This is a genomic window from Kosakonia sp. HypNH10 (assembly GCF_029850615.1).
Classification (GTDB): domain Bacteria; phylum Pseudomonadota; class Gammaproteobacteria; order Enterobacterales; family Enterobacteriaceae; genus Kosakonia; species Kosakonia cowanii.
The window spans coordinates 1-17,284 of the sequence record NZ_JAOTIU010000003.1; the positions used below are offsets into that span (position 1 = coordinate 1).

The window sequence follows — 17,284 nt, forward strand, 5'->3', positions numbered from 1 at the left end:
GCACAGTACAAAAAGCGCCGCTTGCCGGCGCTTTTTTTATGCAACACGCCAGACAATCGCCAGATTTAAGCCCTTTTCAATAACGTTATTTCCCCCTCGAAACGCAGCCATTCCCGCACAATAACCATAACTACACTTGCGCCCGCCGTAGCGGGACGAGGTAAAACCGGTTGAGGATGACGGATGCACACCATATTAATCAGTATTGATAGCTTCGACGCGTTCACGCAGCCTGCGGCTGAACTTATTGATATTGCTGACGCGCTAATCGAATCCGGCTGGCGAGTCGAGGTCATTTGCCCGACGGCGGGTAAAGCGTTGGGTCACGAAATTGCGCGTCTGACGGCAACAGGCCGCTTCGCGCTTATCACCGATAAGCAGGGCGAGCCTGCCAGCCATTACCACGTTATCTGGATTTACCGCGGCTTTTTCAGTGAGAAGTTACTCGACGCTTTGAGCGCCGGACGTCTGAGCGGCGCGATGATCTTCCGGCACTACAGCGATTACAATGACATCTACATTCCCTGGGGTGTCGCGCTGGAAAACCGTCTCGCTGCCGTGACGCTCAATCTCTCGCCGCGCACCTCCGCCATGTTATTGCAAACGGGGATCGATCCGGCCCAGCTTAAAACCATGCCGTGGTGCGTGCCGCGCCGCTTTGCGCAATATGTGCGTACGCGTGAGCCGCAAAAACTTACCCGTGCGCTCTTTATGGCACCGTCGATGTCAACAGAGATGTATGAGGTTCAGTCCCGGGCGTGGGAAGCGGGCATCAAGATTGAGTGGTTCGATCTCAGCCAGCAGGTTGAGCGTATCGAGCCCGCCGGGCTGGAGCAGTACGACGTCATCATCGGCAACGAAGAGAGTGTGGCGAAAGCGCTGGCGCTCGGCATTCCGCTGTTTCTGGTCAACCAGGGCTATGTGGAAGGCTACCTGGGTGACAATAACGTCGCTCAGCATGAGGCGGAACATTTTAGCGCGCTCACGCTGCGCAACTGTCCGGATGCCGAGGAGTGGGTCGACCTGCTGCAAAACGGCTATGCCGAAGCACTGAAATGGACCCAGGCTCAGCGGGTGCATTTCGCCACTAAATGGACACTGGAGACCCAGCTCGACAGCCTGCTGGCGCAACCTTTGTCAGAGAAGCCGCTGCTGATCGATGATAAAGAGCGCTACACCCTGCATTTTCACAGCAAAGCGGTGCTGGCCCAGCAGCAGACCAGCGATTACTCTCTTACCCGCTGGTTTGACGATCGTAAGCTCAGCGATGCCCGCCGCGAGGCGCTGCTCTCCTTTGCCGCAGCGTATCCGCACAAAGCCACCCTCGGCGTCATTATTCTTGGCGAAGGTGCGCAGGCGGCGAAAACCAGAGCGTCGGTTGAGAGCCAGTCGCTGTCACCCCTCAGCATTGATGTGATTGCCGAAGAGAGCGGCTGGCCTGCGGCCGTGAACGCGCTGCTTACCACGCGCGAAGCCGGGGCGATGCTGTTTATCCCTGCGGGCTATACCTTACGCGACGACGCGCTGTTGCGTTTCGTCGGGCAAGCGCTGCATCAGCCAGACGCCTTGCTCTTCTACTGCGATGAGATGACGCAGGGTGAGGGCAACGATCCTGAGCTGACGCTGCGCCCGGAAGTGAATATTGATTTACTGCGCGGTTTTCCCTATATCGGGCGCGTGCTGCTCTTCTCACGTGAAGCGGCGCAACAGTTGGGTGGCCTCAATTCACACTATCCGCAGGCGGCGATGATCGATCTGCTGTGGCGCTTTGTTGAAGCGCAGGGGGCACAGGCGCTGGGGCGCGTGGCGGAAGTTCTGGTGGAGAACCCGCAAAAAGCAGCAGCCTGGTATGCGGATCCAGCGGTGATCGACGAGTGCGGCGAGGTGCTGCTTGCGCATTTGCAGCGCCTCGGTATCAACGCCTCGCTGGAGGAGGGCAACGCCCCGGCGATAAAACGCCTTCGCTACCACTGGGGTGTCACGCCGCTTATCTCCATTATTATTCCGACCCGCGATCGCTTTGCACTGCTTAAGCGCTGCATTGAGAGCCTGATGGAGAAGACGCGTTACCCGCACTATGAAGTGCTGATCGTAGATAACCAGTCTGTCGAGGAGGATGCCTGTCGTTTTCTTAACGATCTTGCCGGGCTTGGCATCGATCAGGTGCGCATTCTGCGTTATGACGCGGCGTTTAACTACGCGGGGATCAATAATGCTGCGGCCCAGCAGGCGCGCGGCGATGTGCTGGTGTTCCTCAATAATGATTGTGAAATCATCGACGGCGACTGGCTTGATAGCTTACTGGAGCAGACGCTGCGCCCGGAAGTGGCACTGGTTGGCGCCAGGCTTGAGTACCAGGATGGCCGTATTCAGCACGGCGGGTATCTCCTCGGCGTACAGCATGGCGTTGAAGTTGCTTTCGACGGTGCCGACAGCCAGAGCAGCGGGTTTAACCACTTCCTGAAAACGCCGCGTAACCTGGCGGCGGTCAGCGCGGCCTGCATGATGGTGCGTAAAGAGGTGTTTTACGCCCTTAATGGCTTTACCGAGGAGAAGTACCCGCTCTATTTTGCCGACGTTGATCTTGGCTTGCGGGCGCAAAAGCTCGGCTATCTCAATGTCTGGACACCTTACGCCCGCGTCAAACATATGGGCGGGGCGACGCGTCTGCTGGGCAGTAAAATCGGCGTGCAGGAGCGCCCGTTGCTGGAGGATTATGCGACGCTGCGCAAAGAGTGGCAGCAGGGGCTGCTGGCAGAACCCTCTTACCATCCGTTAATGCAAAAGATGGGCAAAGCCTTCACCCTCAGCGACAGCATGGCCCGGCTACACCCGCCATTGCCCGGGCGGCCGCTGCCGGTGGTAATGGCGCATCATATTAACTGGGTTGGCGGCGGGCATCACCGTGTCATGCAGCCGTTTAAAGCGATGGAGCGCCATTTGATGCTGGAGGGCGGACTGATCAACACCATTCCCGGTGTGATGGAGGCCGCACAATTACAGCCGGATGTTATTCTGCTGGAACTGATTACCGGCAGTCGCTTCCCGGATATTTTCAGGCAGTTACGCGAAGTAAGCGCTGCAAAAATCGTGCTGGAGTATGATGACTACCTGCTGAACGTACCGTTAAAGAATGGCAACCGGCAGCATTTCCCTCAGCAAATGATTAAAAGCTTCAGAAAAGTGGTGGACAGCGCCGACTGGCTGGTGGTCTCGACCGCCCCGCTGGCGGAGGCTTACAGCCGTTTCCATTCTGACATCCGTATTGCGCAAAACCGCCTGGCACCTCATCAGTGGGGGCATTTACGCAGTGAACGCGGGGTGGGGAAAAAGGTGCGCGTCGGCTGGGCAGGCGGCAGTTCGCACAGCGGCGATCTGGAGATCCTGCTGCCGCTTATCAAGGCGCTTGAAGGGCAGGTTGAGTGGGTCTTTATGGGCATGAAGCCGCGCAATGTGCAGTGCGAGTTCCATCCCGGCGTGCCTTTCGAACTCTACCCGGAAAAGCTGGCGAGTCTCAATCTTGATCTCGCGCTGGTGCCGCTGGAAATCAACCAGTTCAACGAGTGTAAAAGTAATCTGCGCCTGCTGGAGATTGGCACCTGTGGCGTGCCGATTATTGCCACCAATATTGAACCGTACCGCTGTGATCTTCCGGTGACGCTGGTGGAAAACCGCTTTAAAGAGTGGATGAACGCCGTGCAGGCCTATATTAACGACGCGGATTTACGCCATCGCCATGGCGACGCGCTGCGCGAAGCCGTGCATCAGCACTGGTATCTACGTGACAGCGGGCTGGACGAGTGGCGTCACGCCTGGTTGCCGACAGAAAAGTAGCGCGCTAATACGTAAAAAGGGAGGCCAGATGGCCTCCTTTTTTATTAGCGTCTATCGCAACCTGGCTTAATCAGGCAGCCAGATACGGGCCTGCTGAAGCAGCGTCTCCTCATCCCAGAACCCCTTCTCCCGCACATACGCATGCAATGCATCACCAAGGGCTGCTGAGGCAGCGCGATCGTTGAGGTGGTTTTCAATTGCCTCGCGCCACAGTTTAGGTTTGTTCTCCACGCGCGTAACGGCAGCAACATCCCGGGTAGAGAGAAGATCGCTACAGATAACCGGCACGCCGCAGGCACCATATTCCAGCACCCGACGCGGGCTGATAGTGCGATTCCACAGATTATCCGCCATCGGCAGTAAAGCGAGATCCAGATTGAGGCTGGCCAGCTTCTGCGCAAAAAAGGGCGCTTGCACCGTGACGTGATACTCGGTCACCAGCGGGCGCAATGAGGGCGGGCAGTAGCCATAGAAGACCCACTCAACGCGATCCGCCAACTGACCAATCACCTTGTGAATCACTTCCAGATCGCCGACATCGGCGGCGCTGCCGATCCAGCCAATGCGCATTTTATCGCCGGTAGCGCGCAGCGTATTGAGCGCTGACCACAGGCGCGGATCGAGGCGAGCGGGCATAACGCGGATATCGCTATGCAGACCCGCGCACTGCTCCGCCAGCACATCGCTGGCGACCACCAGCCGATCAACATGGCTTAAAGTGGCGCGCAAGGCTGCCGCTACCGCCTGCGGCGGATCGTTGCGCTCCGCCGCGTTCGCCGGCATGGCGGGCAACCAGCCGTCGAGGTCGAACACTTTAAAAAGGGCATCCCCCTGCGGCAATCGTCTTAACCACTCCTGCGTACCGTCACTGATCTGGCGATGAACAATTAACGCATCGGGCGCGAAGCGAGCCAGGTCGACGTAGCTACTGGCACGGTAATTGATCTGCCCTTCAACCAGCCCCACTTCATGCATCAGCGAGAGCGGCATATCAAGACGCTGCTGACTCTCGGGCAAGCTGCGTAGCGGGAAAGAGACCAGGCGCGGGATCGGTTTCCAGTGCAGCGGCTGCCAGCTGTTATGGCGATCTACCTCAAACTGGAATCCGGCGCCATCCTGGGAGAGGTTAGGGTTATAAGCCGGATCGTTGGCGATGATCGGCAACCATTTGCGGTACATGGTGTCCTGTTCAGCCATAAAACGCTGGCGCTTTTTCTCCTGCACCGTTTTATCGACGTGAGTCTGGCTGACGCTACCCTCATGCATCACCACCGCGTGCGGTGTCCATACCTCTAAATAGCCCGCTTCACGTACTTTCAGACAGAGATCAACATCGTTATAGGAGACGGTAAATTGCGCCTCGTCTAACCCGCCGACCTGCTCATACACAGATTTGCGGATCAGCAAACAGGCGGCGGTCAGCACATTGTAGTTCTGGTCGACACGCAGACGGTTCATGTAGCCGCTGCGATCGTTTTCGCTACCGATAAAGGGGTGATCCGCCGGGCCACGCAGCCCGAGCACCACGCCAGCGTGCTGAATCTTTCCGTCGGGGTAGAGCAGTTTTGCACCGGTGATACCCACTTCCGGTCGCAGAGCGTGGTTGAGAAGATTATCCAGCCAGTCGGGGTTAATGATCGCGGTATCGTTATTCAGCAGTACCAGGTAGTCACCGCGTGCTTCCCGCGCCGCCATATTGTTGATGGCAGAGTAGTTAAAAGGATGCGGATAGCGCAGAACGCGGATGCGTTCAGGATCGATGACCGAGATCCCCTCCAGCCACTGCAATGCTTCCGGGGTTTCGCTGTTGTTATCGACAATCAGCAGCTCGTAATTACGGTAGCGCGTTTTTTCCAGCAGGCTGGTGACACAGGCGATCAGGATGCGCAGCTGATCTTTGGTCGGGATGATAATCGACACCAGCGGCTGTTCCTGATGATGGTAGCGCAGAGCGTAAAGCCCTTCGCCGGTCACCGCCACCTGACCCTGAGCGTAGCCGCGCTGGTGCAAATGCCCGGTTAAAATGGCCAGCTCTTCCGGCCGGGTGACAATCTCCGGCAGGTGGCCGAGAAGAAATGGCTCCGGAAGGTGTCCGGCAAAACCGATCCCTTTCTGCTCAATCAGGCGCACGATGTACTCAAATTGCCACGCCTGCGCATAGTGCGGGTTGAAACCGCCCAGCTCACGCAGCGTGCGGGTACGAAATAGCCAGTGGCGAGCCATTTCCGCCGGGTAGCTCAGCAGTAAATCGAGATTAAAGTCAGGGCGAAACGCCGTGGAGTGGATATCGCCTTCATGCTGATAGAGTTCGTCACCGTAGAGCGCATCACAACTTTCCGCACCGTCCAGCGCCAGATCGAACATCAGCATGCCGCTGGGAAGCAGCGTTTCGCCAGCCTCAAGGAACAGCACCCAGTCTGTTGCATGGTCGTTAAGAAAGGCGTTAATGCGCTGCACCGTTTGCGCTTGCGCCGCGACAACAGTGATGGTGTCCGGCGCGGTATGTGGCGCGGTTTCGCCTACCGCAACCGCTTCAAGCGTTAGCCCGTAGCCGGTGTAGCCGTTGATGCTGTCAAGCGTGCGCCGGGTAGCCACCGGATCGCGGTCAGCGTGCAGGATAAACACCGTCAGGGTTTGCGCAATGCCGCGCGCCTTTGCATACGCTTCGGCATAACCGCAGTGCTGGGCAGGAAGCGTACGCTGTTGCAGCCACTGCTGAATTTGATAGCTCTGATAATGGCGGTTTGAGAGATGCGTTGCGTGCAGCATGCCGTGAATGATGTTTTCCGACTGGAACGCTTCAGGGGCGTTCAGCGGTGCCACTTTGACGACGCAGTTCTCCTCTTTGTTGCCTTTGTACCACCCCATTTCGCGAATAAGCTGCGGGAAGCGGGTGTAGGTACGGTTGATCATCTCACGGTACTTCTCTTCGCGTGCCCACTGGCTGCTCTGATTTTCCGAGATGCGAAACGCGGCGAGAGCGTCAGCAACAAACGCCAGATTGCCATGGCGCAACAGCTTGACGTAGAGGGCGACATCGGCGAGGAAAGGCATCGATTCGCCATTTAATTTAAACAGCTCATCTTTATATGCCAGCAGATCGTCGCGATAGCAGAGCACGGTGCTCGGCTCACCGATAAAGTTCACCTGGTGATCGCCAAGGAAAGCCACTACGTCCGCGCCATCTATCACCACGTCGCAACCGAAAGGGAAGGCGGTGGCATTAATATCAGCAAGCGGTTTACCCGCTTCGTCGATACGCGTACGTCGGCAGGAAGCCAGACGGTTTATCGGGGAGGCCTCTATCGCCGCGACCAGCCGGGTTACACACTCCTGATAAATAATGTCATCGTCGTAGAGAAATTTAATGTATTTCCCCTGGGCTTCCTGAATACAGCGACGGACATTGTTCTCTTCACCCAGCTGCGTCTCATTTTTAAAGTAACGGATGGGCATTGCGGCCTGACGCGCGTAACGCTCTGAGAGAAGGCGGATGGTGTCATCGCGACTGTCGTCGCAGATAATAATCTCGCAGTTTGGCCAGCTTTGATTGAGCGCGCTAAGAAGCGCCGTTTCAAAAAAGTCAGGCTTATAAGCTGGAATGGTAATACTTACCAGAGCGTGTTGGTTCATTCTGTATCCGTGTCGAGCCACCTGCGGGCGCAGGGGGCATGATGGGTTCAGAATGAACGCTGTCATACGCCCCTTTATTCAGCCGCTACATCGCTGAATGTTTCTGCGCCTGTTCTGCTGATGGTGGGTAACAAACATTGCCAGTCAGTCGCCTGGCTGGCTGTGAAGGCGCGCAGTTGCGGCCTTATTGATTAGCGGGTTTTCCAGTAATCCATAAAGCCCTCTTTGCCGAACAGCCAAAGGGTTTGCAGTTCATTATTGATGTTGTCGACCAGCGGTTTGATTTCGCTATAGGGCTGGCGCAGCAATACCCAGGATTTACTTTTCGGGCTGTAGAGAGAGGATTGATACCCCCACTGCTCCATCAGAATGCTCATACTCTTATTGGTGTGCACCACCGTATGTACCGGGACATCGGTGTAGAACCAGTCCGGATCGCACGGCACGCGATCCACCACCACGGTATGAATCAGCAGCGAGCCATTATCCGCCACCAGCGCGTTGACATCGTCGAGATCCTGGCGGGTCAGCACATGTTCGAACATGGCGGAGTTGATCACCATTGACCAGGCACCCTTCTGCGGCTCATCAATATAGCGGTGTTCCGGGTTGCGCACATATTTGTCGTAGCAGGGGATTTCACGGTTGAAATATTTGCGCTGAATATGGCTCAGCGTGCCATAACCGGAGGCGTAGTCGAGCATGCTGGTGGTATCGATAATGTTATTGCGTGCCAGCAACTCAATCATTAATGCTTGCTCAACATAGGGCGGCTGATTAAACCCTGTGGTATCGCGGCCACCGGTTTCGCTGTAGTGGTGGAAATCAATATTTAATTTTTCCCACTCTTCATGGCTCAGCTCTTTATGCGTCTGTGAACTCAAAAAGCCGCAATGGGGACACTCATAAAACTGCACCGGCACCAGCTTGCGGGTAAAACTCTCGGTTGACGGCGCGCAATAGTTATCTTTTTGAAAATAAAATTTCATTTCCGTGTCGCAGATAAGGCAAGTGTTTGTTTTCATGAAGATCCTGATAATTTCGCCATAAGGGTGAGAAAAGAGGGTGGCGGTAGCGGAGTGTACTCAGTCAGCCTGGTCGCCAGTCTATAGGATGAATTTGACATAATTTGCGCATATTCAGCCGCTAAATATCCGCTGTTTTGCCCCTCTTTTTATGGGATAGCGCGCTCGTATCGATAATTAGCACCTGAAATAGGGTTTGTTTTACCGATAAGCCCGCCGGGCTCTCGCTATGATGCATATCTACCCTTTATTCCTGTAGGTCCGCGTATGGGCGATAACATCTTTGTCACAAGTCCTCTGTTGCCTCCTCTTGAGGAGTTCATTCCTTATATGGAGCAGATTTGGCGTAATCGCATCCTCACCAACGGGGGGGATTTTCACCAGCAACTGGAGGCTGAGCTTGCCGACTATCTGGGGGTGAAACATGTATGCCTCTTTTCAAACGGTACGCTGGCGCTGCTTACCGCGTTACAGGCATTGCGCGTGACGGGCGAGGTGATTACCACCCCTTATTCGTTTGTCGCCACCTCACATACGCTGCTGTGGAATGGGTTAACGCCTGTCTTTGCGGACATCAATCCCCAGACGTTTAATATCAGCCCGGAGTGCATCGAAGGGCTCATCACCCCGCAAACCACCGCGATCATGCCGGTGCACTGTTACGGTATTCCCTGCGAAATCGACAAGATCCAGCAGATTGCCGATATCTATGGCCTGAAAGTTATCTATGATGCTGCCCACGCTTTCGGCGTTCGTCAGAATGGCACCAGCATCCTCAATCACGGCGACTTATCCGTGCTGAGTTTCCATGCCACCAAAGTGTTTAACACCTTTGAAGGCGGGGCGATCATCTGCCACGATGCGCGGACAAAACAGCGCATTGATTACCTGAAAAACTTCGGTTTTGCCGGCGAGACACGCGTTGTCGCCCCCGGTATCAACGCCAAGATGAATGAGATGGAAGCGGCATTTGGTCTGTTACAGCTGAAATATATTGATGGCGCATTGGCCGCGCGCAAAACGATCTACCAGCGCTACTGTGAAGGCTTGCAGGATGTGGCGGGTATTACGTGGTTTGATGCTGGTGGACGTTTTGAGTGGAACCACGCTTATTATCCGGTGCTGGTCGAAGGGGATTACCCCATGGCGCGCGACGCGCTCTACGAGGCGCTGAAAGAGGAGGGGATCTACTCCCGTCGCTATTTTTACCCGCTGATTAGCTCCTTCGCCATGTATCGCCACTTACCGTCAGCGGCACCTGAACACCTGCCGGCGGCAAACGTTATTGCCGAGAAGATCCTCTGTCTGCCGATCTACCCCGACTTAACGGAAGCAGAACAGCAGCGCGTGATTGATGTGGTGCGTAAACATGCGCACCATAAAGGTAAGCCAGGCGGCCCGGTAAAAGAGGTGGCCTGAACAAAAAAGCTCTGTTTTCACAGAGCTTTTTTTTATCCTTTTATCCTCGCCGGTGGCACCGCATAGAGCACCAGTTCATAGGCCAGCCGCGGATGGTGCGCACGCAAATAGAAGCGATAATCGCTGTGCAACTGCTGGATAAAGTGCGGAATGGAGAGCAGATCGCCCGGTTTATGATAAAGGCTGATGGCCAGTATCGGTTGCCAGCGAGCGATCGTCTCCTGCGCCCCCTCGAGCGCAGCCAGCTCAGCCCCTTCGATATCCATCTTAATAAAGCTCACCCGCTCACCTGCGGTAACATCATCAATTTTCATCAAATCGATCTTGTCGCCATCCGCACTCTCGCTCAATGACGAGGAGAAGGAGTTAGAAGCATTAAAATAGAGCGTGGTGGCTTCATTCCATACACCGGCCTGGAAATGGAGACACTGCGGCAGCGCGGCGGTATTTTTTTTCAACTGGGCAAACGTCGTGCTGTCCGGCTCGAAAGCGTAAATTCGCCCGGCATCGCTCGCGCCAACGCGGGCCAGCGCGCGGGTAAACGCGTTGATGCTGTCGCCGTCAAAGGCCCCGCAGTCAATAAACACTTCATTATCTTTCAGAGCAATAATCTCTTGCGGAAAGTAGTGCTGCGGGTGGTACAGCGCGCCATATTCGCCTTCGCATGCGCTGATGCGCTGGTTCAGGTAGGCCAGTAAAGTCGCTTTTGAGGTTTCATCCGCCAACTGCTCATAGAGTGCGGTTAACGGCTGCTGCTGCGCCTCGCACCAGGCGAAAGTAAAGTACTCTTTGGTGTTCACGCCCATAAACGCGCAATCAAAGAACAGCATCTCGTGGGCGTTCTGGCTCAGGCTGGCTTTCAGCGCCTCGTCGACAAACTGCATGGCGACAATGTAGTTATAGCGTCTGCCCGTCTGCGCCAGCGCTTCAAAGGAGACCAGCGGGCGGCCATTAAACTCACTGCCAGGGCGCAGGTAGTCGCGGCCAATCGCCACTTCATCAACGGGCATCTGTTCACGCTGCATAAATGCCCAGGTCTCTTGTGCCGCATAGCCCGCGCCGCAAAGCACAATGGGATCGCCATTGGCCTGCATCCGCGCCACGCTATCGATAAAGGTGTTACGGCGGGCAGAAATCAGATTCAGGATTGAGGTCATCGCCATCTCCGGGGCATGAATTAAAAAAGTAGAGCCGGGCTTAAATGCCGGCGGCAATGCGTCTGGTCAGCATCGCGACCAGATCATAGCCATCCCAGTGCAAAGTGAAGTCCAGCGTATGGCCAAACGGGACAATGCGATCCACCCCTTTCGGCCTGTGGGTGGCAAGCCACTGATCAACGCTCTCTTTCTCGACGCCGAACAGCGCCAGCGTTTGGCAACGTTCGCCGCAGATCGAGGTGATCTCATCCAGCGAAGCCGCCTCAAACTCCATGAAAAAACCGCAGTTGCCGCGCAGCGCCATGACCTCTTCTGTCAGTTCCGGCAGGTCTATGCGAAGCAGTAAATTATCGTCGTCAGAGGCCTTTCTGACCCCCGGGTAGTGCGCCGCCAATTGATACAGACGACTCAGTTTATCGACGGCCGCCACCGGCTCCAGGGTATAACGCGGTGCGGCATAGTCGCGAAAGTGTTGCCAGAAGAGCGTCCGGGCGTGAGCTGCATCTTGCCCCAGCCACACCACCAGCGCAGGTGAGGAGCAGGCATTCTGATCGTTGAGCAGGGTATCGTTAAAGAACGCCTGCGCCAGCGCGGCTTTGTTCTCATGCGCCAGGTAGCGTTCGGCGTCGATCACCGCCAGCGAGTAGCGATCGGCAAAGGCGATATCGAGCGCACGCACCGGGAGCGGCGAGCGGCGAATCTGGGCGATGGTTTCATCCCCACCCCAGATAATCCGCGTATCGCACAGCGCCGAGAGCGCATCATTAATGGCTTGTTGACGCCCGTAGCGCAGCAGACAAATCCAGGGTGCAAGCGCCGGGTGTTCTGCCAGCGCGGCGGATAATAAGCGCACAATTATCGTCACCTGCGGGTGATCGCGCCCCGGTAAGCGCACGATATTGGCATTGCCGGTCAGCAACCCGCTAAACAGCGAATAGGCAAAATTCGCCGCGACATTGCCCGGCGCGATATGAAATGCCACGCCGCGACCAAAGCGCTGGGCGAGATCGCCGCTACTGGCGCGCATCTGCGCCAGCGACGCCGGTCGACACCAGAAGCCGAGGCTCACCACATCGGGCCACGCCTTCGCTTCGCTGTCTCGCAGCGTCAGGCGCGAAAAGGTGTGCAGAAATTCCAGCACCGGCGCGGCAAAGGGAGCAAACGGCGCCAGTGTCGGCATCGCCCGCAGCTGTGCTTCATCGCCAATGGCAAAGGTTATGCCGTCAAAATGTTGCTGCATACGTGTCGCTACACCCTCGTAATTCCGCTTTTTTCAGCCGGCCAAACAGGTGGAAATACTTCCCTTTGCGCCCGCAGGGGCAGTCATCTTCACCCAGCAGCACGCCCTCATCTTCCGTCAGCAGGGAGTGACCCGGATAGGACTCCGGGAGCAGGGAGAGCACCTGAACGATCCCGCGCTCTCCGACCGGCGCGCAGGAGAAATCGGCTGCGTTACGGATAATCACATCGGAGAAAATGGAGCTGTGCAGATGTCCCTCTTCGCACTGCATCGAAATAGAGCCGGTCTGCTCCACCATGCCGTAGTAATCATGCACCGCGGGCAGCCCGCAAACAGCCTGTAAACGACGGGCAAACTCAGCCGGTGAGACCGCTTCGTTTTGCAGCTTTTTCCAGCCGCCGCCATGGATCAGCAGCGCGTTATCCAGCGCCAGTCTCTTTCCGCTGGCCGCCAGCGCTTTATAAAAGTGCTGCCAGACCATAAAGGTGAAGCCAAACATCAGGATGCGCTTGCCGCGATGTTTTTCCAGGAACGCCTCGATCGCCGCAACATTCAGGTTCATCTCTTCATCCAGCGCCCATGCGCGATCGGCACCAAAGAGGGAGAAACCGAGAATGCCTGCGCCGCGCGCCGAGAAGTGCAGGCGATCTTTAAGCACCTCCGGCGAGTCGATAATCAGCATCGGCATCCGTCCGGCACCGGTAAAGTGACTGACAATCTTTACCAGCGTTTTTTGCTGCATCGCCGCGGTGGTCTTATCGAGAAAAATGCGCGACACCTGCTGGCCGGTGGTGCCGGAAGAGGTCATGGTTTTTACCACCTCTTCATCCGCCACGCTTTTGAGCGTTAACGTTTTAAACAGCGAGACCGGCAGGAAAGGGATCTCTTCAGGCGCGTTAATCGCCTGCGGCGCAATACCCTGTGCATCCAGCATCCGACGATAGGGCGCGCAGTGCGCATAGTGATGGGCGGTCAACGCTTTCAGCCGCGCCAGCTGCAACGCGCGTTTCTCCTCGCGCGCCAGCGAGTAGGGGGCGATGGCCAGCATCTCATCAAGAGTGAGGGACATGTTCTTTCAGCCTGTGATAGAGCGTCTTACCCGCCGGGTTTTTGGGAATGTCAGCCAGGATAGTTGTCTGAAACGCGCTGGCATGCAGATGGCTTACCTGGGCGGCATACTGTTTCACCGCGGCGGCCAGCGACGTATCGGTAAGAAAGATACAGAGCAGATCGTCGCGTCCATCGCAGGCGAGGCTGACATCCGGGAAGGCGGTTTTTAACAGCGCTTCCATCTCATCCAGACCCACGCGGTTACCGAATATTTTCAAAAAACGCTTTTTGCGCCCGACAATGCGATAGAAGCCCGCCTCATCAAAGGTGGCGATATCGCCGGTGTGCAACGTGCCTGCAAACTGGTCGCCGAGCGCTAAATCTTCGCCCCGTTCGGCGTAGCCCAGCGCCACGTTATCGCCGCGATAAATCAGTTCACCCTGCGTATTCGGCGTGGTGATGGGTTGGTTTGTCTCATCCAGCAACAGAAACTCGCCGCCCGGAATCGGTTTACCGATAAAACCGTAACGCGCGTCGGCCTCTTCCGGCGGCAGCCAGGCCATACGCGAGGTCGCTTCTGCGGCACCGTACATCACGATAAAACGCTTTCCGCTCTGGCGGGCAAACTCGGTGTACTCCTGCTGCAACGCTGGCGAAAGCTTGCCCCCGGCCTGGGTCAGGGTGCGCAGATCCGGCAGATCCATGCGCATAAAACGCAGCTTGCGCAGCATCTCCCAGGTGTAGGGCACCCCGGCGAAGGAGCTGGCGCGCATCTCGCGGACAAAGTTCCACAGCTCGCGCTGCATCACACTATGCCCCGTCAGGAGTAGGGTAGCGCCAGCATGTAAATGGCTGTTGATGATCGATAAGCCGTAGACATAGTTGATCGGCAGGCTTACCAGCCCGCGCTCATCGCCATCAATCTGTAAATAGTGCGCGATACTGGCGGCGTTGCTCTGCAAATTATGTTTACTCAGGCGCACCAGTTTCGGGCTGCCGGTCGAGCCGGAGGTCGACATTAGCAGCGCCAGATCGTCATGCAGCGGCCAGGGCGTGAGCCCGGTGGCCGTCAACTGATAGCCCGTCTCCTGCGGTTGCCAGAGCAGTGCCGGGCGGTAGGTATCAATTAATTGTTGCGCCAGCGACTCATCAAGCGCGCTGTCGAGCAGCAGGGCGACCGCATCTGCTTGCAGGCAGGCGAGATAGCCGATTACCGCGTCGGCCTGGTTCTGGCAAAAGAGAAAAACCAGCGAGCGGGCGGGAAGCTTACCGGCCAGCGCATTAACTCTGGCAGTCAGCTCGCCATAGCTGAGTTGCTGCCCGCGATCGTCGATCAGCGCCAGCCGCGCAGCATCGTGTTGTTGCGTCTGCCAGAAGGGGATCATTGCAGTGCGTCCACAATCCGCTCGCACACCTGCCCGGCGGTCAGGCCGCTCTGCTCCAGCATCCAGCCGTAGTCGCCAGCGTGCGGATAACCCTGCGGGATACCGAAGATCATCTGTCGCGGCCGCTGCGCCTGATTAGCGATGCACTCCGCCACGGCGCTGCCAAGACCACCGATCACGCTGTGCTCTTCCAGCGTTACCAGTAATTTTTTCCCCAGCTGCGCGCTGATGGCGGCTTCATCCAGCGGCTTGATGGTGTGCATATCAATCACCGTGGCGTCAATGCCGCGTTCGGCTAATTGTGTGGCGCAGGTGAGGGCAACATGCACCATGCTGCCGGTGGCGATAAGCGCAATGTCGTCGCCTTCGCGCAGGGTAATCGCTTTACCGGGGATCAGTTCAAAATCTTCTTTATAGACGATGGGCGCGCGCATACCACCGGTAAGGCGGAGATAGACCGGGCCATCGTAGGCCAGCGCCGCCTGGGTCATTTTGACCGTGGCGGTACAATCTGCCGGGGAGAAAATGGCGATGTTGGAGACCGAGCGCAGCATTGCCAGCTCTTCGATACCGTGGTGCGTGGCACCAAACATGCCTGTCGCCAGACCTGAGGCCAGCCCGACCAGCTTAACGTTCTCCTGCATATAACCGAGGTTAAGACGCACCTGTTCTGCCGCGCGCAGCGTCAGAAAGTTAGGAAACGAGGTGGCGAACGGCACAAAGCCGCTGGAAGCCAGACCTGCGGCGACGCCCACCAGATTCTGCTCAGCGATGCCGGTATTAAAGAAGCGTTCGGGATACGTAGTGCTAAAACGATCGAGGCCCGAGGATTTACAGAGATCACCGGAGAGCGCCACGATGCGCGGATCGTCGTGCGCCAGCTCAAGCAGCGTCATGCCAAAGGTGCCGCGCGAGCCGAGCATTGACCAGGAGCGGATAGCCGCAGGTTTAAACTCAATCATCTTCGCCTCCGTGCAGCCCGGTAAGCGCATCAGAGAGCTGCTGTGCCGAGACGCGGTTACGGTGAAACTCTTTACTGTTTTCCATAAACGACACCCCTTTGCCTTTGACCGTGTTGGCGATAATCACCTTCGGTTTACCGTTGTGCGGTGCGGCGAAGGCCGCTTGCAGTGCGTCAATATCGTGCCCATCACAGACAATGGTTTCCCAGTGGCAGGCGCGCCACAGCGCTTCCAGATCCATCTGCATCACCTCGGCGGTAAAACCATCGGATTGCAGGCCATTACGGTCAACGATCAGCGTCAGATTATCGATCTTATGATGCGCTGCCATAAACGCCCCTTCCCAGATAGCCCCCTCGTTGCACTCGCCGTCGCCGACCAGCACATAGGTGTGCCACGTTTCGCCGTTCAGGCGGCGTCCAAGCGCCAGCCCGGTCGCGAAGGAGAGCCCCTGCGCCAGGCTGCCGCCGGAGAAGTCGATACCATATTCCGGGTGTTTGGTCGGGTGAACCTGTAGCACCGAGCCGTTGATCTCAAACTCATTGAGCTGCGCCTCGGTAATAATGCCGAATTCGCACAGCGTGGCGTATAGCCCCAGCGCCGCGTGGCCTTTACTGAGGATAAAAACATCCCGTTGCTTGCTGGTGATCTGCTGCGCATCGTAACGCATCACGCTGCCGTACAGCGTACTCAGGATGTCGGTCATCGACAGTGCAGGGGAGACATGCACGCCATCGCTCGGCGCGTGGTGTGCCACATTAACGATACGGCGACGGATGCGTCGCGCCGCGTTCTGAATTTTATGCGTCATTTGAGACCACCATCGACACGAATTGTTTGGCCTGTGATATAGCTCGAGAGATCGCTGGCGAGAAAAAGCGCTAGCTGGGCAATCTCAGAAGGGGAACCTGCCCGGCGCAGATCGGTGCGTTTTTTCGCCTCTTCTACCACTTCAGCGGGCATGGTTTGCAGCATATCTGTTTCGGTTATGCCGGGGGCAATGGCGTTAGCGCGGATGCCTTTTTCGCCCAGCTCCGCCGCTATCGATGCGGTCATGGCAACCAGCGCGGCTTTTGAAGCGCCATAGGCTGCTTTACCGGGGTTGCCATCTTCCGCTGCCGTTGAGGCGATATTAATGATGCTGCCGCGCTGCTGGCGCAGCATGAGTTTTGAGATGTATTGCGTGAAGAGAAAAACAGAGAAAAAATTCACTTCAAATTGCGTACGTAACTGCGTCTCGCTGGTCATCTGAAAGAGGCTATTGCAGGCCACGCCAGCGTTATTGATAAGCGCATCAATGGGACGTTTATCCGCCATGATCTGCCTGACCGCTGTTTTCATCGCCGCGGTGTCGGTGATATCAAAGCCGAGTGGCCAGATATTAACCTGATGCAGGTCGGCAATCTCACTCATCTGGCCGGTAAACGCGTCATCAGCCTGTCGGGCATGGGCATAAATATTTGCCCCGTTCGCGGCGAAGAGTTTGACCATCTCCAGCCCCATCCCCCGGCGACAGCCAGTGATAATTACGTTTTTTCCTTGCATCAACATTTCTGGCTTCCTCAACGACCGATGCGTT

11 protein-coding genes are annotated in these 17,284 nt (G+C 56.7%); 2 read left to right on the forward strand and 9 right to left on the reverse strand.

All coding sequences use genetic code 11. The features are described 5' to 3' along the window. Positions 1-183 precede the first annotated feature (183 nt). Positions 184-3,834 (forward strand): glycosyltransferase, encoded by a 3,651-nt coding sequence (locus N7V53_RS09405; RefSeq protein ID WP_279793193.1) that lies wholly within the window; start codon positions 184-186, stop codon positions 3,832-3,834. Between the two features lie 66 nt (positions 3,835-3,900). Here the strand turns inward: N7V53_RS09405 and N7V53_RS09410 are convergent, their stop codons facing one another. Next, on the reverse strand, positions 3,901-7,467 hold the full coding sequence (locus N7V53_RS09410; RefSeq protein ID WP_279793194.1) for a glycosyltransferase: 3,567 nt from the start codon (positions 7,465-7,467) through the stop codon (positions 3,901-3,903). A gap of 191 nt (positions 7,468-7,658) precedes the next feature. Further along, entirely contained in the window at positions 7,659-8,456 is a 798-nt protein-coding gene (locus N7V53_RS09415; RefSeq protein ID WP_235180448.1) for a class I SAM-dependent methyltransferase, read from the reverse strand. A gap of 303 nt (positions 8,457-8,759) precedes the next feature. Between N7V53_RS09415 and N7V53_RS09420 the strand changes: the two genes are divergently transcribed. Next, complete coding sequence (locus tag N7V53_RS09420) at positions 8,760-9,911, forward strand: DegT/DnrJ/EryC1/StrS family aminotransferase (RefSeq protein WP_034813178.1); 1,152 nt, start codon at positions 8,760-8,762, stop codon at positions 9,909-9,911. Between the two features lie 32 nt (positions 9,912-9,943). Here N7V53_RS09420 and N7V53_RS09425 read toward each other — a convergent pair whose 3' ends face one another. The 7 genes from N7V53_RS09425 to N7V53_RS09455 are packed head-to-tail and all read right to left on the reverse strand — an operon-like array spanning position 9,944 to position 17,256. Next, positions 9,944-11,068 carry an FkbM family methyltransferase gene (locus tag N7V53_RS09425; RefSeq protein ID WP_279793195.1) on the reverse strand — a complete coding sequence of 375 codons (1,125 nt, stop codon included), beginning with the start codon at positions 11,066-11,068 and terminating at the stop codon, positions 9,944-9,946. 40 nt (positions 11,069-11,108) lie between these two features. After that, on the reverse strand, positions 11,109-12,308 hold the full coding sequence (locus N7V53_RS09430; protein ID WP_279793196.1) for an acyl-CoA reductase: 1,200 nt from the start codon (positions 12,306-12,308) through the stop codon (positions 11,109-11,111). After that, on the reverse strand, positions 12,292-13,377 hold the full coding sequence (locus N7V53_RS09435) for an acyl-protein synthetase (protein WP_279793197.1): 1,086 nt from the start codon (positions 13,375-13,377) through the stop codon (positions 12,292-12,294). Before N7V53_RS09435 ends, N7V53_RS09430 begins: the two co-directional genes overlap by 17 nt. Continuing rightward, entirely contained in the window at positions 13,361-14,743 is a 1,383-nt protein-coding gene (locus tag N7V53_RS09440) for an AMP-binding protein (RefSeq protein ID WP_279793198.1), read from the reverse strand. Before N7V53_RS09440 ends, N7V53_RS09435 begins: the two co-directional genes overlap by 17 nt. Further along, positions 14,740-15,705, reverse strand: a complete 966-nt coding sequence (locus tag N7V53_RS09445) for a transketolase C-terminal domain-containing protein (RefSeq protein WP_279793199.1) — start codon at positions 15,703-15,705, stop codon at positions 14,740-14,742. Before N7V53_RS09445 ends, N7V53_RS09440 begins: the two co-directional genes overlap by 4 nt. After that, on the reverse strand, positions 15,698-16,516 hold the full coding sequence (locus N7V53_RS09450; protein WP_042717709.1) for a transketolase: 819 nt from the start codon (positions 16,514-16,516) through the stop codon (positions 15,698-15,700). Before N7V53_RS09450 ends, N7V53_RS09445 begins: the two co-directional genes overlap by 8 nt. Continuing rightward, entirely contained in the window at positions 16,513-17,256 is a 744-nt protein-coding gene (locus tag N7V53_RS09455; protein ID WP_023480103.1) for an SDR family NAD(P)-dependent oxidoreductase, read from the reverse strand. Before N7V53_RS09455 ends, N7V53_RS09450 begins: the two co-directional genes overlap by 4 nt. Positions 17,257-17,284: the final 28 nt, after the last annotated feature.

Bases quoted from the DNA above. Each gene is read 5' to 3' on its own strand.
- N7V53_RS09445 (WP_279793199.1), bottom strand. From the start codon at position 15,705: ATGATTGAGTTTAAACCTGCGGCTATCCGCTCCTGGTCAATGCTCGGC.
- N7V53_RS09435 (WP_279793197.1), bottom strand. From the start codon at position 13,377: ATGTCCCTCACTCTTGATGAGATGCTGGCCATCGCCCCCTACTCGCTG.
- N7V53_RS09420 (WP_034813178.1), top strand. From the start codon at position 8,760: ATGGGCGATAACATCTTTGTCACAAGTCCTCTGTTGCCTCCTCTTGAG.
- N7V53_RS09425 (WP_279793195.1), bottom strand. From the start codon at position 11,068: ATGACCTCAATCCTGAATCTGATTTCTGCCCGCCGTAACACCTTTATC.
- N7V53_RS09450 (WP_042717709.1), bottom strand. From the start codon at position 16,516: ATGACGCATAAAATTCAGAACGCGGCGCGACGCATCCGTCGCCGTATC.
- N7V53_RS09415 (WP_235180448.1), bottom strand. From the start codon at position 8,456: ATGAAATTTTATTTTCAAAAAGATAACTATTGCGCGCCGTCAACCGAG.
- N7V53_RS09410 (WP_279793194.1), bottom strand. From the start codon at position 7,467: ATGAACCAACACGCTCTGGTAAGTATTACCATTCCAGCTTATAAGCCT.
- N7V53_RS09430 (WP_279793196.1), bottom strand. From the start codon at position 12,308: ATGCAGCAACATTTTGACGGCATAACCTTTGCCATTGGCGATGAAGCA.
- N7V53_RS09405 (WP_279793193.1), top strand. From the start codon at position 184: ATGCACACCATATTAATCAGTATTGATAGCTTCGACGCGTTCACGCAG.
- N7V53_RS09440 (WP_279793198.1), bottom strand. From the start codon at position 14,743: ATGATCCCCTTCTGGCAGACGCAACAACACGATGCTGCGCGGCTGGCG.
- N7V53_RS09455 (WP_023480103.1), bottom strand. From the start codon at position 17,256: ATGTTGATGCAAGGAAAAAACGTAATTATCACTGGCTGTCGCCGGGGG.